Here is a 24,219-nt window from a genome sequence, read left to right on the forward strand (position 1 = left end):
CACATGGGCTTAACAGTCTTTGAAGGGTTACAGTCAGAAATTTTTGTGCCGATTACGCCAAAATCTGTCTTTACCCCTGTGAAAAAAGAGCTTAAAGAAATGCGTGTGGCATTAGCAACAGCAGCCGGCGTACACTTAAAAACAGATAAACGGTTTAACTTAGCGGGAGATACTTCTTTCCGTGAAGTACCAGATACAGCATCAACAGATGAATTGATGGTTTCTCATGGTGGATACGATAATGCCGATGCAAACCGCGACATTAACGCAATGTTCCCATTAGACCGTCTACACGAATTAGCAGCGGAAGGATTCATTAAAGAATCTGCCCCTGTACACTACGCATTTATGGGTGGTGGTGGAGACCAAGACGCATTCCACGATGTGACTGGACCAGCTATCGCTCAAAAATTAGTAGAAGAAGAAGTCGATGCAGTTATTTTAACCGCTGGCTGAGGAACCTGTCATAGAACTGCCGTGATCGTGCAGAGAGCTATTGAGGAAGCGGGAATTCCTACTATTTTAATCGCCGCATTACCACCAGTTGTACGTCAAAATGGTACTCCACGTGCCGTTGCACCACGCGTACCAATGGGTGCCAATGCAGGTGAACCACATAACATTGAAATGCAGACAGGTATCATGAAGGATACTCTAGAAGCATTAGTATCAATCGAAACGCCAGGGAAAATTGTTCCATTACCTTATGAATACATTGCCCACGTCTAAATCAAGAGGCTGATTTAATAAGTGCTCTGCGTCGAGAAATAAGGCAAAAATTCCTGAAATTGCTTTTCAAATTTTTGTGAATTTTCGACTTATTTCTGAAGACGCTACTTATTAATCGCCGCTTACGTTGAAAGTAGGTGTGAATGATGCGAGGCGAAACTTTAAAGATCAAAGTGTTTCACATGGAAGAAGTTTCCGTTGGAGACGGCTTTCGTGTCAAACCCAATCAGTTACAAATTGATCAAGACTTTGACTGTAAGGACGCCGCTATTCAGAAGCTGACGATTCGATTACTCCCACCACACCAACATGATGTTGAAACCAACACCATCATGGATATCATTCCGATTTCCACGAAGGTGTTGGGTGTGTTGGGTTCAGGGATCACGCATACACTTACCGGTGTTTCTGTCGTTATGACAGGAGCGATCGAGGATGGAGAACAAATGCATGAATTTGGCTCGTCTGAAGGTGTTTTGCGTGATCATTTAGTATTGAATCGAGCAGGGACGCCTAACGCTGACGACTACATCATTTTAGTAGATCTGTTAGCGAAAAAGGGGACTCCTTTTAATCGTGAGCTCTGTCTCAAAATGTTTGCGATTGTGGATGATTTTATCCAAGAAATTCGTGAAAGAATGAAGATGTTAGAAGGCAAAGATGCTTGCGAGTCACATGTGTATGAAGAGAATATCAATCCTGGAAAACCTAAAGTTGCTTTGGTCAAACAAGTGGCTGGTCAAGGGGCGATGTATGATATGCTGCTTTATCCAAATGAACCAAGTGGTTTTAAGGGTGGCTGTTCTATCATTGATATGAACAATATGCCCGTCTTCCTAACAGCAAATGAGTATCGCGATGGAGCGATTCGTTCCATGGTTTAACTGAATAACGGATAGGTGGTGGCGTTATGGGAATAGGCCCATCAACGAAGGAAACATCACTGCATCACTTTCAAGATCCGCTCGTCGATCTTCTAGGAAAAGATCCTGACATTGATTTTCAAGGAGTCGTTGTAGTAGGGACACCCCAAAGTAATGCCATGAAGTATTTAGTCGGACAGCGAACCGCTGCCTGGTTAGAAGGAATGCGCACGAATGGTGTAATCGCTACAACGGATGGCTGGGGAAATTCGGATGTAGATTTTGCGAACACCTTAGAAGAAATCGGACGGAGAGATATCAGTGTGATTGGACTTAAGTTCATTGGTACACAAGCAAAATTTGTTGTAGAAAATGACTTTACGAAGCATGTTTTAGACTTTAATAAATCAGAAGCTGGTATCGAAACAGAAGTAGTTGGTGAAAATACGATCAATCAACGAGATGCAGTTAAAGCGCTTGCGTCAATTAAATTAAAAATGCGTAAGGACAATCAACAGATACGTTAATTATCCGATCTGCATTTCACAAAGATAAGCACTAGTAATATAAAAGCCTTAAGAGGCTATACAGCATGAGAATCAAACGATTTTTTCAAGAGGAAAAATCATTCATTAATACGAACAAGGAGGGCAATCATGAAAGTATCAAAAATGATTTCAGCAATCGACACACATACAGCAGGTGAAGCTGCTCGTCTAATCATCGGTGGAATACCAAAATTCCCTGGAGAAACAATGGCTGAAAAGAGAGCGTATTTAGAAAACGAAGCAGATGACTTGCGTAGAATGTTGATGCTGGAACCACGTGGACACCGTGATATGTTTGGTGCCTTTATTACAGAGCCTGTTCACAAAGAAGCTGACTATGGCATTATTTTCATGGATTCAGGCGGCTATTTGAATATGTGTGGTCATAATACGATTGCAGCAATGACCTCAGCGGTTGAACAAGGCTGGATCGATGTAAAAGAAGGCGACCGTGAAGTAAAAGTTGTTCAGGATACACCAGCGGGAATCGTTCACGGAACGGTGCATTTAGATGAAGACTACTCAGCAGAGTCAGTATCATTCGAGAATGTGGAATCATTCCTTTATAAAGAAAATGTAACCGTCAATGTTCCTGAAATCGGTGAATTGACCATGGATATTTCCTTCGGTGGAAGCTTCTTTGCTATCTTGCCAGCTTCATCCATCGGTCTAGAAATCAAACCAGAAAACGCGTCGAAATTTAATGAACTCGGCATGATTATTCGTGATGCAGTGAATGAGCAAATCGAGATTCAACACCCAACACTGGATCACATCAAGACGGTTGACCTTGTGGAATTTTATGGTCCAGCAACAAGCCCAGATGCGACCTATCAAAATGTTGTTGTATTTGGTGACGGACAAGTGGACCGTTCTCCTTGTGGAACGGGTACAAGTGCAAAACTTGCGACATTATATGGCAAGGGCGAAATGAAAGTTGGCGACACATTTGTGTATGAAAGTATTTTGTGCACGAAGTTTAAAGGTGAAATTGTTGAAGAAGCAGAAGTCGGAGGATACAAAGCAATTATTCCTCGTGTAACGGGTTCCGCGTATGTCACTGGATACAACTCATTCTTAGTTGATCCGAAAGATTCCTTGAAGGATGGATTCCTTTTAGGATAGAAATGAAGGAGGGGTAATATGGTAACACTATTATTAGCGATTTATGTTGGTTTGATTTTAATGCATTCATTCGTAATGGGAAGGGATTTAGTCAAACATAAAAGCGATTTAGGTCATGGGAATTGGGCTGTATCAGGAGTTATTGGTTTCGTTACTGACTTTTTAGATACTTTAGGGATCGGAAGTTTTGCACCAACAGCAATGCTGTTAGATTTTACTAAACAATTAGGTGCTGACCGTCTACTTCCAGGTACATTAAACGTTGCCCATGCCATTCCGGTATTGGTTGAAGCGTTCATCTTTACAACAGTTGTTGATGTTGCACCTATGACGCTATTTTCTTTGATTATTTCAGCGACGATCGGTTCATTTATCGGTTCTAAATTTGTAACGAAATTGCCAGAAAAGAAAGTTCAATTTTGGATGGGCTGGGCATTGATTGTTACTGCAGTTCTTATGGCGTTACGTCAAACCGGCATGTTGAATATGTTAGGGGAAGGAAATACTGCAACTGCATTGACAGGAATCAAATTAGTAATTGGTATTGTCATTAACTTTATTTTAGGTGCGTTGATGACAATTGGTGTTGGTCTATATGCGCCATGTATGGCTATGGTGTATATGTTGGGATTAAGTCCGTTAGTAGCTTTCCCTGTAATGATGGGATCTTGTGCAGGTTTAATGCCAGTTGCAAGTATTAACTTTGTTAAAGAGGGAGATTATGCTCGTAAAGTTAGTTTAGCCATTACTATTGGTGGAATTATCGGTGTAATTATTGCAGCGAAATTTGTCACTGGCTTGAATCTAGATATTTTAACTTGGATCATTATCTGTGTAATTGTATATACGGGTATTACCTATATCTTAAAGAGTCGTAAGCCAGCAACTGCAGCGTAATAAAAAGTAAAAGCTTCCGTCTTATTTTAAACGGTTGCTGAAAAATAATCACTATGTTGAACCTTGTCTGAAGCCAAAAGAGCTTCAAGCAGGGTTCTTTTTCTGTTCAAAGAATGGTGGCTCGAAAAATACTGAAAAACAATGAAATTATATTTATTTTTTGATAGAATAAGCCAAACGTTTTCAGGATTGGAGGAGGATAAATGAATGTTCAAGATATATTGAGACTGCCTTCAATGAAAGAGGCTAAAATAATTGCTGGTGAGTCTCAAAGCCAATGTTTGGTTACTACAATCACTGTTTTAGAGGTTTCGGAACCAAGTTTATATAGTCAGATGCCTATTAAGGGAGAGTATTCAGGAAACGAACTGGTTCTTACATCATTTGCTCAAATTGCGAAAAATATAGAGAAACAGCTTGAGATAGTTTCCATTTTACATCAACACAATCAGCTGGGAATTGTCCTCTATTATGTTGGACTGATCATGCCGGATGTTTCGGAGAAATTGATTGAAAAAATGAATGAACTGAACATGGTCTTAATTTTAATGCCCGTAAATCGGATTGACCTACGGTACAGTGAAGTTATATCCGAAGCATTATCATACATTAATGAAGAGGAAAACGAATTAGAACCGCATCTGGACATTTTGATAGAGACCATCCGTCATTTGCCACCGCCCAATCAAATTGAGACCGCACTGAGTATTTTATCCGACAAATTCAAATGCAGCCTATTCATTAAGAGCCGTGAAGAGGAGGTTTTACTTTCAAAGACATGGCCGCGAAGTCTGGATCAAAGCTTGAGAGAAATCATTGCAGAAAAAAATACAGCTATGGGAGTGAAAAATTCTCCGATAGAGTTTAATCAGATTTATTATTTCCAAACGGATGTTCATTTGAACCTAACGGCTGTTGAAAATCAGTATTATTTAACGATTTTTAAAAAGGAGCCTTTGGCAGAAAAACAGCTGGAGGGAATAAAAACAATTATCGAAAAGACAATTAAGTATTTTGGAGAAGAACAGTTGTTAAATACGGGACAGCAATTCTTTTCGGCTTGTCAGACAGGAGATTATCATACCGCTGATTTATTGGCTCAAAAAGAAGGCGTGGATGGAAGCAGGCCCTTAAGATTGTATTGTTTCGAGAGACAAACAGCGAAGAGAAATGAACGCAATATTCAGCTGAAGGGAATCTATTATAAAGAGCGAAATCTGGAATGGGTGATTGGCAATGTTTCAGAAGAAGTACCGTATGCTGCGTTCTCTTTAAATGATTTGCCTTCAGAGTATGTATTTATTAGTGGAGAATTCATGGGTTTGAGTTCTGTTTCGTCTCAAATGAACTATATAGAAACTCAAATAGAGGATAGTAAGCGGGTCTTTCCGCGAAAGCACTATTTTTATCCTGAAGATCTTTACTTGCTGCAAGATGTAACACAAGAAACTGCCTCTATTTTTTTAGATCGTTATTTAGAGGAGGAGTTGATCGATACTTTAGCAGCATTCTTTTTAGATTGTAACGAAAACATAAACGATACGGCTCATTTACTTTTTTTGCATAATAATACGATTAAATATCGCTTGAAACGAGCACAAGAACGATTAGGCTTATCTTTTTCTCATACAGCATCACGCTACTTATTGATAAAAAACTTGATTTATTATCGAAAATATAAATAAAACATTGAAAGGAAGCTGGTTTTGTCTAATTGGACAAAACGACTTCCTTTCTTTTGTCTTAATAACATAGCCATTATTTTCTCATTTAGCTATAATGATAAAATATTTATTTATCAGAATATTCAGAAATGAGGGGAAATTATGGAAGAAGTGGTAGAAACGAATTCGGGAAATTATGAGAGAGAACGAGTCCCTGAAAAAGATCGAAAACGTTGGTTATCAATTAGTATGGTTTGGATTGCAATTGGTATCGACTTGTCAGGAATGTTTATGGGGGTCGCGTTGTCTCAAGGCATGGCCTTTTGGACAGCTATCGCAGCAGTAATAATAGGATCAATTATTTTAGGTCTACTGGCGATTGGTACAACCTATATTGGGGCCAAAGCAGGTTTGTCAACAGGAATGATATCCAGAATTTCTTTTGGCAAGAAGGGCGCTTCGCTGATGGGGGCCATTATGGGGATTTCTTCTTTAGGCTGGTTTGGCGTTCAAATTGGTTTTTTTGCAGAGAATATCGGATCAGCGATTAGTCAATTAACAAGTACGACTGTTCCATCATGGTTGCTATCTTTAATTGGCGGCGGTTTAATGATGCTTTCCGCGTTTTGGGGCTATCAAGCGATTGAAAAGCTGTGTACTTATTCGGTTCCACTATTGGCGGCATTGATTATCGTGGCAACAATTATGTCAATCAATAAAAATGGCGCATCGGGATTAGCTATCCCGCCTCAAGCTTCAACGATTTCTTTTGGTTTGGCGGTTTCTCTTGTAATCGGCGTGTATATGGTAGGGGTAGTAATGGCTCCAGATGTTGCTCGATGGGCGCAAAATCCTAAACAAGCGATGATTGCAGGGTTTGTCGGGTTTACGATCGGGAATAGCTTTATGATCATTATTTCATTGATTCTGGTAAAGGTTATGAAGACGGCTGATCTTACGGCGGTATTCTTTGCTTTAGGTTTGGGGATTCCCTCTATTTTAGTTTTGACGCTGGCGCAGTGGACGACGAATACGAACAATCTTTATTCGGCTTCTTTAGATTTTTCAATCGTATTCAAACGCGTGAATCCTAAAGTGATTACAATTATTTGCGGATCTTTAGGGATTTTGATGGCCATGTTTGGTATTTACGGAATGTTTGAAAACTTCTTATCGATTGTTACAGTTTTAGTTTCTCCAATTGCTGGAATCTATATGATTGATTATTTTCTTTATAAAGAAAAGTATGAGTTTTCCTTCGAGGAGAAATTACAGGATTATTATCCGGTATCTATTATTTCTTGGGTGATTGGAAGTACGGTTGCCTTTATGACAAGTCAACCGCCTGCAGGTTTTGGACTATTCACCTTAACCAATATTTCTGCTTTGGACGGAATTATTGTAGCAGGGATCTGCTATTTTGTTTTAACGAAATTAACTAAAGGACGGAAATAACTTATGGAATGGATCACGGAAAAGGATTTAGAGAATATTTCAGTTGGAGCAACTTTATTAGGAACTGGCGGAGGTGGCGATCCTTTTGTTGGTAAGTTAATGGCGATGCAAGCAATTCAAAAATATGGTCCAGTGAAAGTATTGCAGCTGGACGAGTTAGATGATGAGGAGTTAGTTATGCCTGTCGGCTCTATCGGAGCACCGTCTGTTTCGAATGAAAAAATAGCTTCAGAAGAAGAAATATATGCGCCTGCCGAAGCGTTAAAAGAATTTTTTCCGGAAAGAACGCAAGCGATTATGCCCATTGAAATTGGAGGAGGAAACTCGTTACTGCCAATTGCCTGTGCAGCTAAGATGGGTCTGCCAATTGTTGATGCTGATGCGATGGGGCGAGCTTTTCCTGAGTCCCAAATGGTGACCTTCTTTTTGAAGGGCTACCAACCAGAGATTGTGTCAATGGCAGATAGTCAGGGAAATCGGATTATTTATTATCCGAAAGATGGAGCATGGTCAGAGAAGATTGCTCGTGCTGTTACGGATGTCATGGGTGGGAGTGCGAACATGGCTGATAATATTTTTCCCGGAAAAATTGTTAAAGAATGCGGTATCGGCGGTACGTTATCACTAGCTAAAAAAATTGGAGAAGAATTATCAAGACTGAATGAAATCGATTCTCCAGTCAAAAGATTATTATCTCTTTTAAAGGGCTTCTCTTTGTTTGAAGGGAAAATAGATCATATCGAACGTAATGTCGAAGGTGGCTTTACAAAAGGAAAAGCCACGTTAGCAGGAATTGGCTGTAACAAAGGAGAGAAGCTAGAGTTACTTTTTCAAAATGAACTATTGTTGGCTAGTAAAAATGGGAAAGTTCTCGCATCTACACCAGATTTGATTTGTGCGTTGGATTATGAGACAGGAAAACCGATTACAACAGAGACTTTACGGTATGGTTCCCGAGTTCATGTGATTGCTCTAGCCTGTGATCCTAAGTGGCGAACAGAAAAAGGCATTGAAGTAGCGGGTCCTAAATATTTTGGCTACGAAATAGAGTACACACCGGTGGAAGAATTGATGGGAGAAGAAAGCATATGTATCGATTAGGAATTGATGTTGGCGGGACCAATACAGATTGTGCGATTTTAGATGAATCATTAAATTGTATAGGAAAAATTAAAAGCCCTACGATGGAGGATGTCAGTCAGGGGATCAATGTAGCGATAAGAAAGATTCTAAAAGAAACGAACATTCCGACAGAAAAAATCAGTGTAGTGATGTTAGGGACGACTCATTGTACAAATGCCATTGTCCAAAGAAAAGAATTGAGTAAGATCGGCATTATTCGTCTAGCCAAGCCAGCAACAACGGCGGTTGCGCCAATGGTTGGATGGCCGGAAGATCTTTCTAGCCAGATGAGTACGCAGTCTTTTATTGCTTCTGGCGGTTATGAATACAATGGCGATCAGATCGCAGAAGTGGATGAAAATGAAATTCGAGAAATTTGTCAACAGATGAAAGGAAAAGTCGAAGCAGTTGCAGTTATTGGCGTCTTTTCCCCTGTAAGTAATGCGCAAGAAAATCAAGTGGCTGCGATCGTTCAAGAAGAAATCGGCGTGCCAGTTACTTTGTCTAGTGAAATCGGCTCAGTAGGATTGCTGGAAAGAGAAAATGCGAGTATTTTGAATGCAGCTCTTACAGAAACAATTGCTCAAATGATCTCTGGATTAAAAGAGGCGTTGAAGAATAACGATCTAGAAGCAGCTGTATATATTTGTCAAAATGATGGTACTTTGATGGATTTAGAAAAAGCCTTGAATTATCCAGTATTGACCATTGGATGTGGACCAACGAATTCCATTCGTGGGGCCGCACATTTAAGCTCTTTGACGGATGCTCTAGTTGTTGATGTCGGTGGAACAACCACAGATATTGGGGTGCTAAAAAATAGTTTTCCTCGAGAATCGTCATTAGCGACGACAATTGGAGGAATCAGAACAAACTTCCGAATGCCCGATGTACTTTCTATTGGTTTAGGCGGCGGGACGCTTATTCATCAGGAGGAGCCTTTTAGAGTCGGACCAGATAGCTTGGGTTACCGGATCTTGGAGGAGAGTCTATCCTTTGGCGGAAAGGTTCTGTGCACAACAGATATCGCCATTGCGAACAAAACAGATCACCCTGTTGATGGAGCTATTTCACAGAATTTAGATGAAGCGCTGGTTTTTCAAGCTAAGGAAAAAATAAAAGAACTGATTGAAGATGCGATTGATCAGATGAAAACGGATAGTCAAGAGATCCCGGCCATTTTAGTTGGCGGCGGAAGTATCATCTTGCCAGAAACAATGGCGGGTGTATCTGAAGTCATTATTCCAGACAATTATGATGCCGCGAACGCTATTGGGGCCGCTTTAGGTGAGGTAGCGGGTGAAGTAAATTCTGTTTATTCTTTGGAGCATCATACTCAAGAGGAAGTTGTAGACATCGCGATTGAAGCTGCAAGACAAGCGGCGGTAACATCAGGTGCTTCTCAGGATACTCTGAAGACCGTTTTTGTAGAGGTTATTCCACTAGCTTATTTGCCTAAGCAAGCCGTGAACATCAAGGTAAAGGTGGCGGGGAAATTAAGCTTTTCTAAAGCAACAGCAATGGAAAAAGTTAGGAGCTAAACCACTTAGCTAATCTAGCAGTTTTTTCAGATAATAAGTGAAAAATGTGCGTTTCCTAATATCTAGGGGACGCACTTTTTATGCTTCTCTAATAAAGTAAGCGGCATTATTTAAAACGTTTTTATGATATGTGACAATCGTTATAAATTGGGCGTAAATAGACGTAGAGAAACAAAAAGTAAACTGTTATAATAGAGAGCGTGAAGGATGGTGGAAAACATGGAGACAGTCCAACAATTAATCGTCTGTGGTGGCTGCAACGCAAAGATCGGTCCAGGAAATTTAGGGGAGCTGTTAGCAGATCTACCTAAAGCAACCAATGAAAATTTATTGGTAGGATTTGATTCCACAGATGATGCTGCTGTTATTAAACTGCGTGATGATTTAGCGATTATTCAGACATTAGATTTTTTCCCGACGATGGTTACTGATCCGTATCTTTTCGGTAAGATCGCGGCCGCAAATGCATTGAGCGATGTCTATGCGATGGGAGGCGAAGTATTGTCAGCGCTGAATATCGTCGCGTTTCCAGAAGAAAAAGAGTTGACCATTTTAAAAGAAATCTTACGAGGCGGTGCAGAGAAGGTCCAAGAGGCTGGCGCGATTTTAGCTGGCGGGCACTCGATTCATGACCAGTCAGTAAAATATGGCTTGTCTGTTACCGGTACGATCGATCCAAATAAAATTTATCAAAACAATACGTGTCAATTGGGAGACCATTTGATTTTGACGAAGCCGTTGGGTGTCAGTATTATAACGGTAGGCTATAGTGCTGAAGAAATTAGCGAAGAAGCATTTGTGAAAGCCACCACGAGCATGGAGACACTGAACAAATACGCGATGGATATCATCCGCAAGTATTCCATTCACAGCTGTACGGATGTGACGGGTTTTGGTTTAGCGGGACACTTGCATGAGATGTTGAATGATCGCTTTAGTGCGGAAATCCAATCGAAAGACCTGCCTTATTTTGAGGAGGCTTATCAAGGAGCCAAAGAATTTATCCTAACTGCTGGTGGTCAACGCAACCGGAACTACATGGAGGATAAAATTGATTTTCAGATTGATGATTTTGGGATTGAGGAATTATTATTCGATCCGCAAACCTCTGGCGGGCTGTTAGTTAGTGTGCCGGCTGAAGAAGTAGACGCTCTGCTAAAAGAGTTACAAGCGGCGGGGATTCCTGCGCAGGATTTTGGGTCTGTTATTGAGCAACAAGACAAAGAATTGATTGTTTATTAGAGAGGTGGATAAATATGTTTAAAATCGATGCTTTAGACAAAGCTTGTCCGTTACCAGTTATTGAAACGAAGAAGGCCTTACGGGAGCATGAAGTTGTACAAACACTAGTTGATAACGAGATTGCCACACAGAATTTGAAAAAAATGGCGGAACAATTAGGCTATATTTATCAGATGGATCAAGATGCGCCGAATCATTACACGGTGGTTATTTCTAAAGAAAATGTGGATTTGACCGAGGAAGTACCTGAAGCAGCGGAACCAATCGCAACGGTAGAGGATTATATTGTTGTGGTTGATACGAATGTGATGGGACGCGGTTCAGATGAACTAGGAAAGAACCTGTTGAAGGGATTCATTTACTCTCTGACTGAACAGGATATACTGCCAGAAAAGGTTATTTTCTACAATGGCGGTGTGCAATCCGTCGTAGAAGGTTCAGACTCATTGGAGGATATTCAAGGTTTGGCTGATCGAGGGGTAGAAATCTACGCTTGCGGCGCGTGCTTGAATTTCTATGAATTGACAGCAGCTGTCGGTGAAGTTACGAATATGTATCGTATCGTAGAAATGATGCGTCAGGCTCCGAAGATCGTTAAACCATAAGAACAAGAGGATGAAAAAGGAGCAGTTTTTATGCAGACATACGGTGTTGCGCTATTTTATTCAACCCGGGAGGCCATGAAAGCTGAGGAAATTGCGAAGGAAGCCCAACTTGCCGTTCGAATCATTCCCACACCGGAAAAGATTCATGCTAGTTGCGGCTTTTCTTTGAAATATCCTTTGGCTGAAGAAGACATGTTAAGGTCTTTGCTCACTGAGGCGATGATTGCTTCAGAAGGCTTTTATCATGCCGTCCAAGAGGGGTTGAAAACCGACTATACGTTGACTCAGAAAGGATAACGAAATGGCAAATATTGTAATTGGAACGGCCGGGCACATCGATCATGGGAAAACGACCTTGATCAAAGCCTTGACCGGAATCGAGACAGACACGACGAGTGAAGAAAAAAAGCGGGGGATGTCGATTAATTTAGGCTTCGCCTATCTAGACCTGCCGAATAAAAAACGGGTTGGTATCGTGGATGTACCGGGACATGAAAAATTTATTAAAAACATGGTGGCTGGTTTGCCTGGGATTAATTTGGTGTTGCTGGTGATTGACGCTGCTGAAGGCATCATGCCGCAAACCAAAGAACATATCGACATATTAACGTTATTGGGCATCCGGGACTTTTTGATCGTCTTAACGAAGGTAGATACCGTTGATCCTGATCTAAAAGAGCTAGTCATTGAAGATATTCGTGAGCAATTGGCGGACACGCCTCTGGCTGAAGCTGATTTGATTGAAACCGACGCTGTAACCGGTACTGGAATCAAAGAGCTGCTGGCAAAAATCCAGGAGCATTCAGAGGAAGTTCCTGAACGTTCAGGCAGCGGCTCTGCCCGCTTGAATGTTGACCGTGTCTTTAGTGTAAAGGGTTTTGGGACGGTTGTTACGGGAACGCTCTTAGATGGCTCGATTAATGCGGGAGACGACTTATATCTGTATCCGAGTCAGAAAAAAACACGAGTACGTAATATTCAAGTACATGAAACAGATGTGAAAAGTGCGAGTTCCGGCCAACGAACGGCGTTGAACTTAGCAAATATCGCGACAGATGAGATTCAACGGGGCGATGTTTTGTCGGTGTCGGAAAAATTAGAAGATACTTGGATGCTAGATGTAAAAGTTACCTGCCTGCCTGAAGTAGAAGGTGGTATTGGTTTATGGGATCGAGTTCGTTTATTGATCGGCACTCGTGAAGTCATGGCACGGACTGTTCCGCTGGGAGTGGATTGGATCGGCCCGGGAGAGGATGGCTTTTTACAGTTGCGTTTAGAAGAGCAGGTCGCAGTCAAAGAACGGGATCGTTTTATTTTACGCTCTTATTCCCCAATGTTTACCATCGCTGGCGGCGAAGTTTTAGATGCTGCCCCACATAAGCATCGCCGGTTCAAGGTGGAAATCTTAGAGAGCCTGAAGGCAAAAGAAGAGGGCAGTCTGGATGAGTTAATTGCTGATTTTATGGTGAATAAGAAGCAGCCGTTTACGAAGGAAAAGGAATTACAGGAGTACTTAGGGGTAGGACTTGAGGAGCTGCAGCCGATCTTAAGTGAAATGGTGACAGAGAAACGAGTAATTGAAACCAAAGTCGGCTATTTGGCGCAAGCCAGCTACCAAAAATTAGCAGATCAGGCAACAGAAATTCTATCCGCCTATCATAAGCAGTATCGTTTGCGTTTCGGGATGCCATTAGAGGAATTTCGTTCGCGGATGCGAGGCGTCTTAGCTGAAAAAGAAATATCTGCTTTGATCGGCTTAATGAAAGGAGAGCTAGTCAAAGAAGCGAATGATAAATTGGCGCTGATTGATTTTGAAGTGACCTTTAACAAGTACCAGCAGGCTGCGAAAGAAAAGATCGAAAAGACTTTAGCAAAAAATGGCTATACACCAGTCAAGAAGGAAGAATTGTTTGATTTAGACAAAAACGCAGAGGAAGTTTTAGAAGCGTTGAATGGCGAAACCGTCGTCTTTTTGACCCACGAGTATGTCATTTTAGGGGAAGTTTTTGATCAAGCGGTGGCATTGATTCAGCAGTATATTGACGAGCACCAGCAAATGACACTAGGTGATTTCCGTGATTTAACCAACTCGAGCCGCAAGTCGTCAATGCTGATCCTCGAGTATATGGACAAGCAAGAGATCACGAAGCGTGTGGAAAATTATCGAATACTAGGCAAGTAATTGACTAGTAGACTTCTGTAGGAAAAAATCCATTAAAGGAAGAAGGGATAATAATGGGCATCTATTTGGATAATGCCGCCACGACGGCTCAAAAGCCTAAGGTGGTGGCAGAGACGATGGCGGAAATTCTAACCGGCGAGTACGGGAATCCCTCTCGCGGAGCCCACGGCTATTCGCTGGCAGGGTTTCGAGTAGCGGAGAAGGCGCGCAATCAGGTGAAGGCTCTATTTAACGCAGACCAACATTATGAGGTGGCGTTTACTAACAACGCGACCGTTTCTTTAAATGAAGTTTTAAAGGGATTGATTCAGCCGGGAGATCATGTGGTGACGACCTCTTGGGAGCACAACTCTGTGTTGCGTCCGTTGTATCAATTAGAAGCACAGGGGGCCAGCGTCGACGTTATTTCCAGTGAAGCGGTGACAGGTCGACTGAACTATCAGGAGTTCGCAGAAAAAGTTCGTTCAGAAACAAAGGCAGTAGTTTGTAATCACGCGAGCAACGTTACAGGGAATTTATTGGACCTTGAATGGGTAAAGGATTTCTGTACAGAGCGGGGACTTTATCAAATTATTGATGCCTCTCAAACTGCTGGTGTCGTACCAATTGATCTCAGCGACGGGAAAATCTCGGCGTTGTGTTTTACTGGTCACAAGTCGCTGTATGGACCACAGGGGACCGGCGGCGTGTGTTTGCGAAAAGACTTACCGTTGGAACCGGTATTGACCGGCGGGGACGGCATGCAGTCCTTTTCGAAGGTACAGCCTAAGGAGCTGCCGACGCTATTGGAAGCAGGAACAATGAATATTCCCGGAATTGCGGGCTTAACAGCGAGTATCCAGTGGTTGAAAGACCGCGAACCTTCGGAAAAACTCGGTGCTTATTTTTATCAGGAGCTGCAAACAATTGAGGGGTTAACGATTTATGGAGATTTCACAGGTCCTCGAGTGGATGTCTTTTCATTGAACATCAAGGATGCAGAGTCGGCAATCGTTAGTGATTTATTGTGGGAAGAGTATCAGATTGCTACACGTCCAGGCTATCATTGCGCGCCTTTGATGCACGAAGCGTTAGGAACCGCGGATCGCGGAACAGTCCGTTTGTCCTTCTCAAGTTTTACAACCAAGGCTGAAGTAGATAAGACCTTGGCGGCAATAAAAAATCTGGCGTTACGCTAAGAAAGCAGGTGGCTTATGTCAAAAGAGATTCAAAATATTTTAGCAAGCTTGCCCTCCGTGGATGTTCTATTGAAGCAGATTGATCCGATCTATCCCCACGGAAAAGCCAAAGAAGCAACACAGCAAGTAGTCGCACGTCTTCGGGAATCAGTGGTCGATGGGACACGCAAAACTGTGATCGATCAAAAAGAAGTTATCGCAATGATTCATAAGCAGTTGGAAGAAAAGCAGTTCTCATTACGTCGTGTGATAAATGGGACTGGAACAGTCATTCATACGAATTTAGGTCGCTCCTCCTTAAGCGAAAAAGCACAGGAGCAGCTGCTAGCGACTAGTTTTCATTATTCAAATTTGGAGTTGGACCTGGAAAGCGGCAAACGAGGGTCTCGCTATAGTCACTTAGTATCGATCGTGAAAAAGCTCACGGGAGCAGAAGACGTCTTGGTTGTAAATAATAATGCGGCAGCCGTATTGCTAGTCTTAAGTACACTGGTACAGGAAAAAGAAGTGCTCGTTTCACGGGGCGAGCTAGTAGAAATCGGCGGCGCCTTCCGAATTCCAGATGTCATTACCTCCAGCGGTGGAACAATCGTAGAAGTGGGAACAACGAATAAAACACATTTAGCAGATTATGAAAAGGCGTTGAATGAAGAAACTGGAGCGATTCTAAAGGTGCATACCAGTAATTATCGTATTGTTGGTTTTACCGAATGTCCGAAATTGGAGAAGTTGGCAGAACTGGCTCACGAGAATAATTTACCGCTGATCAATGATTTAGGCAGCGGTCTGCTACTTGATATGCGTCCTTTTGGGTTGCCTTATGAGCCGACTGTGAAGGAAGTATTGGATCAAGGCTGCGACATTGTAACCTTCAGCGGAGACAAATTATTAGGAGGACCACAGGCAGGAATCATTGTTGGAAAACGAGAATACATCGAGAAGATGAAGAAGAACCAGCTTTTACGGGCATTGCGTATCGATAAAATGACGTTAAGTGCGCTGGAAGCGACTTTATCCTTGTACCTTGATGAAAAGGAAGCCCTCAAATCTGTGCCGACATTACAAATGATCGGACTGAGTGAAGAAGATTGCTTAGGAAAAGCAGCGGAATTGGCTGCGATGCTGCAATTCATTACAGAGTTAAGTGTAAAAATCGAAAAAGACAGCAGTAAAATTGGCGGCGGTTCGTATCCAGAACATCTCTTGCCGACCTATGCGGTTGTTTTAAGCAGTGAACGATTTGCAGCGGATGTTCTGCAGGAGAAACTACGATTTGCAGCAACACCAATTATTACAAGGGTAAAAAATGATTGCAATTTCTTAGATATGCGGACGATTGCATTGGATGAATTTCCGCTGATTCAAGAAAGCCTGCAAGAAATTTTTAAATAAATGGAAGGAGGGATGACGATTCAACCACAGAAACAATTGGTTGTCGTGTCTCATTGTGTTTTGAACCAAAACGCCGTGATTCACGGTTGGGAACGGGCACGTGGAGCATTTCCTTTTGCGATTGATCTGCTGAGTCGCGGGATTGCCTTGCTTCAGCTGCCCTGTCCAGAGTTTATCGTGCTGGGAGGCGATCGTCCACCGATGACCTATGAGGAGTACCGTGATTTGCCAAACTACCGTCAAAAATGTCGAGAGCTGCTAACGCCCATTATCCAGCAAATTCAAGCCTATCAAGCGGAGGGCTACCAGTATCTGGGAATTATCGGGATCAATGAAAGTCCCAATTGCTCTATTAGTGGACAGCGGGGTGTTCTGATGGAAGAATTTTTTACGGAATGCGAGCAGCGGCAAATCGCGACCCAATATTTAGAGGTACCCACTTGGTACAGCGAGGACGATCAGGGAGAATTTGAAGAACAGTTACACGTTTTTTTAGAAAGAGGGATAAAGAATGAACAGTAAAGCAAGAGTGATTGCAATGTGTGCCATTGCAGTCGTATTAAATGTAGTACTGGGTGAAGCGGTATCTATGTTGAAGATTCCATTATTGTTTTTAGATACAATGGGCACGATTTTTATTGCCGCCAATTTTGGTATAGGGTATGGAATCATCACGGGTGTAACAACCAATTTACTAATGGGATTAATTAGCGGGCCGCTTTCCATTCCTTTCGCGTTGGTAAATGTAGCGGTAGCCATTGTAGTAGCATTATTGGCGAAAAATGGCTTTGGCTATAAACAAGCGTTGATTGCAGGAATCTTATTGGCCTTTATTTGTCCAATGATCGGTGCCCCGATTCGTCTAGCACTATTCGGAGGATTTACTGGATCGGGGACAGATATCGTGATCATGGCGCTCAGGGCTTCTGGGAAGGAAATGATCAGTGCGACTTACTGGGGTGCAGTTATGGGGAATGTCGTCGATAAGATTGTTTCGTGTCTGCTAGTCGCGTGGTTTGTTAAATTACCGCAAATGAAACGCTTTGCAGTAAAATGAGTATGAATAGCTTCTACGACTAAGGTGCTTAGTCTGGAAATTTTAAGGTGAGCTAGGATCAACCAGAACAGTTGAGACTAGCTTATTTTTTTTGCCTATTTTTGCCAAATGACAAAAATGTTAGACGAATTTAGGTTGTTTCAATGGTTGATAGTCTAGGAATATTTTATAGTAGCCCTAGAAATAAAAAGGAGCAATCAGTGATGAAAAAAATTTTGATTGGTTTAGTTAGTTTAATTGTCATCGCCTATGTAGGCTTACAAATAGCAGATAAAGTCGTGAAGGGCGGCGATGATTATTATGTCCAAATCACGACAGACGGTCAACGAATTGAAGAGAAGGATACGAGTGGAAATACATATGTAGACTATAGCTATTCGTTGCCGGGCTATGACAAAGCTGGCAATAAAAAAATGCTGGATTTCAATGCCTCAAAATCTCGTCCTTTACGTCGCGAAGCGTTTCTTAAAGTTACCTGGAACGAAAAGAAGGGCGTAACTTCTTACGAAGAGGTGCAACAAAAAGAGGTTCCGAAAAAGGCCGCGGAAAAATTAGGTGTTTGATCATTTCGCGGACTGTACAGAGAAAAAGAAGCAATTAGGAGTGAAAGTATGGAAAAAATTGTATCAGTGAATGAAGTAAAGAAAACCTATGGAAAAGGCAATCAGAAAAAGACGCAAGCCTTAAAGGGAATTTCTTTTGAAGTTGAAAAAGGCGAATTTGTCGGAATTATGGGAGCATCCGGTTCAGGTAAATCAACGTTATTGAATCTATTGGCTACTTTGGATAAGCCTACAGATGGGAAGATTCGAATCAACCAAGCGGATGTAACAAAATTATCAGGCAACAAGCTAGCTGATTTTCGTAGTCGCGAAATTGGATTCATTTTTCAAGATTTTAACCTGCTTGAAAATTTAACTGCAGCGGAAAATATCGCGGTTCCTTTATCTTTACAAGGAGTGAAGGCTAAAGAGATACATCGCAGAGTCTCAGATGTAGCCAAACGATTGTCAATCGACAGTATTTTGAATAGTTATCCTGCTCAAATTTCCGGAGGGCAAAAGCAACGTGTCGCTGCCGCTCGGGCTTTGATCACGCAACCAACGATCCTATTAGGAGATGAACCGACGGGAGCACTAGATTCCAATAGTGCTCGCGATCTATTGGATACGATGGAGGAATTGAATCAAAAAGATCAGGTATCAATTTTATTAGTCACTCACGATCCTTTCTCTGCTAGCTACTGTCAACGGATTTTATTTATCAAAGACGGAGTGATCTATCAAGAGGTTAAACGTGAAAATCAAACACGAGAAGCTTTCTATCGTCAGATTTTAAGCATTCTCGGTAACTTGGAACAGTAGGGGGACTTTCGATGCTTTTAAAATTATCACTTACTGGGATTAAGGGACGCCTAAGAGATTACGTGGTGCTGTTTTCAGGCTTGGTTGTCGCTTCAGGAATCTTTTATATGTTCGAAGGCTTAGCAACGAATGAGGCCTTTTTGAAAAACAATTCTATGATTAATTCAGTGGTTATGATTTTCCATCTAGGGACGGTACTGCTCTCGATTATTACCTTCGTATATATTCTATATGCGAACTCGTTTTTGATGTCGATGCGGCAAAAGGATTATGCGATGTTTATGATGCTTGGTGCAAAAGGACGAAAGATTGCTCAATTGATCTTTATTGAAACCTTTGTCGTGGGCGTTGGCGCTACTTTAGTCGGAGTGATTCTCGGTATCGGCTTGAGTGGTGTTGTACAGCAGTTATTGGTCAAGCAATTAGAGATTAAGATCACTCATTTTACGGCAATCAATTCCTCTGCAGCTCTCTTTACATTGATCTTTTTCACCGTTATTTTCTTAATAGCGGCCTTTGTCAATGCCATGACGATCGTGAGAAAACCGATCCTGAATCTGCTGCGGGCAAGTGAAACACCGCTCCCTGCAAATCGTAAAGTAATTACTTTGATTCTTGAAGTTATTGCGGGTATTGCCTTTTTAGGGATTGGCTATTACATGATGACCCAGGTAATGACCTTAGCCTTCTTAGCTTTGATTATTGCGTTGGTTACGATTGTTTTAGGAACATACTTTGTTTTTCATTCGATCCTGATTTTTGTGTTGGATCTTTTGAAGCGCAGCGACAGTATCGCCTTGAAGAAATTGAACAATTTTACCCTGTCACAGCTAAGCTTCCGTATCCAAGATTATACGCGGATATTATCCATGGTAGCGATGCTTTTTGCGCTAGCATTAGGAGCGATCACTGTGGGACTCGGATTCCACAATGAGATTATGAAAATGACAGATGCAACTTCAGCTTATGATCTAGTTTTGAATAATGGTCAAGCGTTCAACACATCAGAGTTGCAGAAGATTGACGCGACCTCGGATGTTGCTTATCAACAAAAAGAGGATAAGGATACCATCTATTATGATCGTGGGCAATTCAATCAAACGCCGTTCATGGCGAAGGAATTTACTACTAGCCGGGAAACGAAAAAGAAGAGCTATGATGGAGAAACACTGGCGAAGGATCTGACTGCTTCGGATCAACTGCGTTCGTTAGAGCTACCCGATCAAAGTACGAAGAAGCATCAATTTTTGTCCAGTGAAGAATTTGCGGCGTTACCAATGAAAGCCACAGAGCTCCGTCTGATTCATGTGTCAGATTTTTCGAAGGATAAAGCCGCTTTAAAACAGTTAGCGGAAGAGAATTTTGTTAAAAACCCGACCATTAATAAAGATATGGGCAGTATGAATCAAAAAGCGCTGGTGTATGAATTGTATAATGCGTTATTCTCAGGCTTTGAATTTATGGGCTTTTTCCTAGGTATTGCCTTTTTAACAATGTTGGCCAGCTGTCTGATGTTCAAAATTTTATCTGGTGCAAAAAGCGATATTCAACGCTACAGTATGCTGGAAAAAATTGGAACGCGTCGCAAACTTTTAAAACAATCGATTCGCAAAGAAATCGGTATTCTATTTTTAGTTCCGGGATTGTTGGGCGTTACACATGTATTATTTGGTCTGCAGCTATTTAAAACATTGATGAGTGATCCTTACAGCAACATTTGGCTGCCGTTCTTGATTTTCTTTATCCTGTACTTTATCTACTATCTATTAACAGTATGGATCTACACAGGAATCGTGATGAAACACGAGGACTAAAAAAAGCTTCCAGCGAGCAGCTGGAAGCTTTTCTATTCTTCAATATAGGCTAAGATATCTCCTGGCTGGCATTCCAGCACCTTGCAAATCTCATTAAGGGTAGAAAAACGGACGGCTTTTGCTTTGCCGGTTTTGAGCACAGAGATATTGGCATTGGTCATACCGACTCTCTTTGCCAGCTCCCCGGAAGACATTTTTCTTTTTGCCAGCATGACATCTAAGTTTACTTGAATCATTATTTTGCCTCCTTTTGTAAGTCGTGCTTAAATCGTTAATTCATTTTCTTCTGCGATTAAATTCGCTTTCTCTAAAATTTTTGCGAGTGCCCAGACGATCGCTGCGCCGACAATATAGGTCAAATCCATGAGAGCACTGTCTGTAGTAAAGCCTTGGAAAGAGGCATATAAATCAGGAAGACCTGAAGTTATGGATAATAGCAACATGATGACGGCGATTTTTTTAGCCATATCGACGTTATCTCTTACAAAAATATAGTCCATTTCTAGGTTCTTGAAGAAGCTGCGGACAAACAAGAACAGGATACCATACAAGATAATGTTTGCTATCAGCAGCAAGAGAAAAATCGGTGAAGACAAGATATCAAAGGTATAGCGCCCAAAAGGCAGGCTGTCTACACTGACAACAGATAATTCCTGTGAGACAGTAGGAAGATTAAAGAGAACGGCCATCACCAGCAATCCTACAGCCGCGATCCCCATAATACCAACAAAAAAACTAAATACCCATTTCAACCCTTTAAATACACTTTTTTCTGAATTCATTTTCATACACTCCTTATTTCTTTGATTTATTTGTTGAGTTAACTATACCCATCGATTTAAACAAAGTCAATAAAAATTTATCGAAAAACGATAAAAATATATCGAATAAGAGATTCAGATCATTGAGAAGTGTTCTAGTGATTTCCCAAGGAATGTTGTCTTACCCTAGAAAAAAGAGTGATAAAGGCTGAACTATTTTGTTATTTTATGGATAATTATTAAGATTATGAATTTTTTGTGTCTTAGGAAATTTTCATTTGACGACGAAAAGTCAATTAACTAGCGGTTCATTCCTTAAAATTTGAAGGAAAGATCACTTTTCGTTCAAAAAATATAAAATTCTCTACTGAATCCCATATAAAAATGCATATTTTTTAATTCTGCTCTATAGTAGTAGCGGACAATTTAATAAAGAAAGAAGTGTTCCGGATGAACCGGGTAAAAAAAGCTTTTACCAATCGTTGGCTTATCTTATTGATGGTCAGCGTGCTTTTTTGGGCAAAGACGATCTTAGCCTATTATGTAGATTTTTCATTAGGTGTGGAAGGGTCCATTCAATACTTCATTTTATGGATCAATCCAATTGCTACGACATTGCTGCTTTTTGGGGTGTTTCTTTACGTCAAAAAAATGAAACCAGCCTTGCTCGTCTTATTTTTGATGGATCTGCTAAATACCTTGATCCTATATTTGAACGTGATTTTTTATCGTGAATTTACTGATTTTGTGACGATCAAATCGATTTTAGGATTTTCAAAGGTATCACAAGGGATCTCCGGCAGTTCGTTTGCTTTGATGAAACCTCATGATATTTTTTATTGGGTAGATATACTCGCTTTCTTAGGAATATTGATTTATATTTTTGCGAAACGAAAGGAAATCGTCAGCAAACCTGTCAAAAAAACTTTCGCAGTAGCAGTCAGCTGTTTAGCAGCCTTGACCTTCTCAATCAATTTATCATTAAGTGAGGCGAATCGCCCACAATTACTGCAACGGACCTTTGACCGGTCTTATATCGTAAAGTATTTAGGATTAGACGCCTTTACTGTTTACGATGGGATCAAAACGGAGCAGACAAACAGTGTACGTGCCCATGCATCAAGCAATGGACTAACAGATATTTTAAAATATACGAAAAGTCATTACGCAGCTCCTGATCCAAGCAAATACGGCATCGCCAAGGGAAAGAATATTATTGTGATCCACTTGGAAAGCTTCCAACAATTCCTGATCAATATGAAGGTGGATGGACAAGAAGTTACACCATTTTTGAACAGTTTGGAAAATGACAACAAGCAAACGCTGGCCTTTGATAATTTCTTCCATGAAGTTGGACAAGGCAAGACCAGCGATGCAGAAAACATGCTGGAAACAGGGACCTTTGGGTTGCCACAGGGGTCATTGTTTACGCAATTAGGTTCAGACAATACCTTCCAAGCAGCGCCAGCAATCTTGAATCAGCAAGCCGGCTATACCAGTGCAGTTTTCCATGGGAATGTTGGCAGCTTCTGGAATCGCGACCATGTCTATAAAAATCTCGGCTATCAAAACTTTTTTGATCGCTCCTACTTTAATCAGTCAGATGAAAATCTAGGCTATGGCATTTTAGATAAGGACATGCTGAAGGAAACGGTGGGGCACTTAGAGCACCTGCAACAGCCCTTCTATACGAAATTTTTAACCGTAACAAATCATACACCGTATTTAACGGATGATAAGAATTTCAACTTCCCAGCGTTAAAAACAGGCAACAGTACAGTGGATGACTATGTGCGCACGGCTCATTATTTAGACGAATCCTTGCGTCAATTCTTTGACTATCTGAAAGCTTCAGGGATCTATCAAAACTCGATCTTTATGATTTACGGGGATCACTTTGGAATTTCCGACAGCAATAATAAGGATCTGGCTAAAGCACTAGGAAAAGACCCAACGACTTGGGATAAATTTGATGATGCGCAGATGCAGCGAGTACCATTGATGTTCCATATTCCCGGCTATACAAAGGGCGGTATCCAGCATCAATATGGCGGCGAAATTGACGTCTTACCAACGCTGCTGCATTTAATGGGCATTGATACGAAAAAATATATTCAATTTGGGACGGATTTATTTTCACCTCAGCATGATCAAACCGTTGCTTTTCGAAATGGGGACTTTGTCTCACCAAATTACACGGAATTAGGCGGAGAGACCTATGACAATAAAACCGGTGAGAAGGTTGATCCAAAAGCCTTGAATATTGAACCGGAGATCGATAAGCAGCAGAAGCAGGTCAAACAAGCCTTAAGCTTATCCGATAAGTTGAACCAAGAAAATCTCTTGCGTTTCTACACACCAGAAGGTTTCACGCCCGTCGATCCGAAAAAATACGATTATCATGATTTAGATAAGAAAAACACGGAGATCGAAAAAGAAAAGGGTAGTCAATCAACCAGTCTTTACTCGAAGAATGGCAATAAAACGACCGCAAACCTTTATCCGCCAATACAGTAAGTTCAAGAAGAAGTATCCAATAAAATGGATGCTTCTTTTTTGATTCAACATTTCGGAAAATATAAAAAGTCTTAGAGTATAGAAATTTATGACAGGTTTCGTTGAAGCACCTGTAAAGCGAAAATAGAAACGCGCGTTTTCTTCTACGTCTATTTCTCGTTGA

General features: G+C 41.2%; 23 protein-coding genes. 21 read left to right on the top strand and 2 right to left on the bottom strand.

Annotated elements, in window-relative coordinates; translation table 11 throughout:
• Nucleotides 1-3: 3 nt before the first annotated feature.
• The 20 genes from prdB (at nucleotide 4) to J9537_RS18565 (ending at nucleotide 20,778) form a co-directional block, all read left to right on the top strand.
• Nucleotides 4-729, top strand: coding sequence for a D-proline reductase (dithiol) protein PrdB (gene prdB / locus J9537_RS18470; RefSeq protein WP_081630564.1), 726 nt, complete (start codon nucleotides 4-6; stop codon nucleotides 727-729).
• 146 nt (nucleotides 730-875) lie between these two features.
• Nucleotides 876-1,613 carry a proline reductase cluster protein PrdD gene (prdD, locus tag J9537_RS18475; RefSeq protein ID WP_060789388.1) on the top strand — a complete coding sequence of 246 codons (738 nt, stop codon included), beginning with the start codon at nucleotides 876-878 and terminating at the stop codon, nucleotides 1,611-1,613.
• 26 nt (nucleotides 1,614-1,639) lie between these two features.
• On the top strand, nucleotides 1,640-2,119 hold the full coding sequence (locus tag J9537_RS18480; RefSeq protein WP_028021056.1) for a glycine/sarcosine/betaine reductase component B subunit: 480 nt from the start codon (nucleotides 1,640-1,642) through the stop codon (nucleotides 2,117-2,119).
• A gap of 129 nt (nucleotides 2,120-2,248) precedes the next feature.
• Nucleotides 2,249-3,265, top strand: coding sequence for a proline racemase family protein (locus J9537_RS18485; RefSeq protein WP_010744008.1), 1,017 nt, complete (start codon nucleotides 2,249-2,251; stop codon nucleotides 3,263-3,265).
• Nucleotides 3,266-3,283: 18 nt separating this feature from the next.
• On the top strand, nucleotides 3,284-4,162 hold the full coding sequence (locus J9537_RS18490) for a TSUP family transporter (RefSeq protein ID WP_028021054.1): 879 nt from the start codon (nucleotides 3,284-3,286) through the stop codon (nucleotides 4,160-4,162).
• A gap of 203 nt (nucleotides 4,163-4,365) precedes the next feature.
• Nucleotides 4,366-5,847: a PucR family transcriptional regulator gene (locus J9537_RS18495; protein ID WP_071875971.1), complete on the top strand. Its 1,482-nt coding sequence runs from the start codon at nucleotides 4,366-4,368 to the stop codon at nucleotides 5,845-5,847.
• Between the two features lie 141 nt (nucleotides 5,848-5,988).
• On the top strand, nucleotides 5,989-7,281 hold the full coding sequence (locus J9537_RS18500) for a cytosine permease (RefSeq protein ID WP_060789387.1): 1,293 nt from the start codon (nucleotides 5,989-5,991) through the stop codon (nucleotides 7,279-7,281).
• Between the two features lie 3 nt (nucleotides 7,282-7,284).
• The gene (locus J9537_RS18505) at nucleotides 7,285-8,382 is read left to right on the top strand and encodes an S-methyl thiohydantoin desulfurase family protein (protein ID WP_060789386.1); all 1,098 of its coding nucleotides are present in this window, start codon (nucleotides 7,285-7,287) and stop codon (nucleotides 8,380-8,382) included.
• On the top strand, nucleotides 8,370-9,944 hold the full coding sequence (locus J9537_RS18510; RefSeq protein WP_060789385.1) for a hydantoinase/oxoprolinase N-terminal domain-containing protein: 1,575 nt from the start codon (nucleotides 8,370-8,372) through the stop codon (nucleotides 9,942-9,944). Before J9537_RS18505 ends, J9537_RS18510 begins: the two co-directional genes overlap by 13 nt.
• A 219-nt stretch (nucleotides 9,945-10,163) precedes the next feature.
• Nucleotides 10,164-11,186 carry a selenide, water dikinase SelD gene (gene selD, locus J9537_RS18515; RefSeq protein WP_060789391.1) on the top strand — a complete coding sequence of 341 codons (1,023 nt, stop codon included), beginning with the start codon at nucleotides 10,164-10,166 and terminating at the stop codon, nucleotides 11,184-11,186.
• 14 nt (nucleotides 11,187-11,200) lie between these two features.
• The gene (yedF, locus tag J9537_RS18520; RefSeq protein ID WP_060789384.1) at nucleotides 11,201-11,791 is read left to right on the top strand and encodes a sulfurtransferase-like selenium metabolism protein YedF; all 591 of its coding nucleotides are present in this window, start codon (nucleotides 11,201-11,203) and stop codon (nucleotides 11,789-11,791) included.
• 30 nt (nucleotides 11,792-11,821) lie between these two features.
• Nucleotides 11,822-12,088 (top strand): putative Se/S carrier protein, encoded by a 267-nt coding sequence (locus tag J9537_RS18525; protein ID WP_028021047.1) that lies wholly within the window; start codon nucleotides 11,822-11,824, stop codon nucleotides 12,086-12,088.
• A 4-nt stretch (nucleotides 12,089-12,092) separates the two neighbouring features.
• Complete coding sequence (selB, locus tag J9537_RS18530; protein WP_028021046.1) at nucleotides 12,093-13,973, top strand: selenocysteine-specific translation elongation factor; 1,881 nt, start codon at nucleotides 12,093-12,095, stop codon at nucleotides 13,971-13,973.
• Between the two features lie 53 nt (nucleotides 13,974-14,026).
• On the top strand, nucleotides 14,027-15,151 hold the full coding sequence (locus tag J9537_RS18535; protein ID WP_218257429.1) for an aminotransferase class V-fold PLP-dependent enzyme: 1,125 nt from the start codon (nucleotides 14,027-14,029) through the stop codon (nucleotides 15,149-15,151).
• Between the two features lie 15 nt (nucleotides 15,152-15,166).
• A complete protein-coding gene (selA, locus tag J9537_RS18540) occupies nucleotides 15,167-16,543 on the top strand; it encodes an L-seryl-tRNA(Sec) selenium transferase (protein WP_028021044.1) in 1,377 nt (458 codons plus the stop codon).
• A gap of 12 nt (nucleotides 16,544-16,555) precedes the next feature.
• Entirely contained in the window at nucleotides 16,556-17,065 is a 510-nt protein-coding gene (locus J9537_RS18545) for a CD3072 family TudS-related putative desulfidase (RefSeq protein WP_169794377.1), read from the top strand.
• Entirely contained in the window at nucleotides 17,055-17,600 is a 546-nt protein-coding gene (locus J9537_RS18550) for a CD3073 family putative ECF transporter S component (RefSeq protein WP_028021042.1), read from the top strand. Before J9537_RS18545 ends, J9537_RS18550 begins: the two co-directional genes overlap by 11 nt.
• Nucleotides 17,601-17,803: 203 nt before the next feature.
• The gene (locus J9537_RS18555; RefSeq protein WP_028021041.1) at nucleotides 17,804-18,163 is read left to right on the top strand and encodes a YxeA family protein; all 360 of its coding nucleotides are present in this window, start codon (nucleotides 17,804-17,806) and stop codon (nucleotides 18,161-18,163) included.
• Nucleotides 18,164-18,211: 48 nt separating this feature from the next.
• Nucleotides 18,212-18,964, top strand: coding sequence for an ABC transporter ATP-binding protein (locus J9537_RS18560; RefSeq protein ID WP_060789383.1), 753 nt, complete (start codon nucleotides 18,212-18,214; stop codon nucleotides 18,962-18,964).
• A gap of 11 nt (nucleotides 18,965-18,975) precedes the next feature.
• Nucleotides 18,976-20,778, top strand: coding sequence for an ABC transporter permease (locus J9537_RS18565; RefSeq protein WP_218257430.1), 1,803 nt, complete (start codon nucleotides 18,976-18,978; stop codon nucleotides 20,776-20,778).
• A gap of 32 nt (nucleotides 20,779-20,810) precedes the next feature.
• Here J9537_RS18565 and J9537_RS18570 read toward each other — a convergent pair whose 3' ends face one another.
• Nucleotides 20,811-21,014 (bottom strand): helix-turn-helix domain-containing protein, encoded by a 204-nt coding sequence (locus tag J9537_RS18570; RefSeq protein ID WP_010743987.1) that lies wholly within the window; start codon nucleotides 21,012-21,014, stop codon nucleotides 20,811-20,813.
• Between the two features lie 27 nt (nucleotides 21,015-21,041).
• Entirely contained in the window at nucleotides 21,042-21,560 is a 519-nt protein-coding gene (locus tag J9537_RS18575) for a DUF2975 domain-containing protein (RefSeq protein WP_218257431.1), read from the bottom strand.
• Nucleotides 21,561-21,989: 429 nt separating this feature from the next.
• On the opposite strand from J9537_RS18575, the gene J9537_RS18580 reads away from it, so the two are divergent.
• Nucleotides 21,990-24,056, top strand: a complete 2,067-nt coding sequence (locus tag J9537_RS18580; RefSeq protein ID WP_060789381.1) for an LTA synthase family protein — start codon at nucleotides 21,990-21,992, stop codon at nucleotides 24,054-24,056.
• Nucleotides 24,057-24,219 lie beyond the last annotated feature (163 nt).

This window comes from Enterococcus raffinosus, assembly GCF_019175485.1.
GTDB lineage: Bacteria > Bacillota > Bacilli > Lactobacillales > Enterococcaceae > Enterococcus_A > Enterococcus_A raffinosus.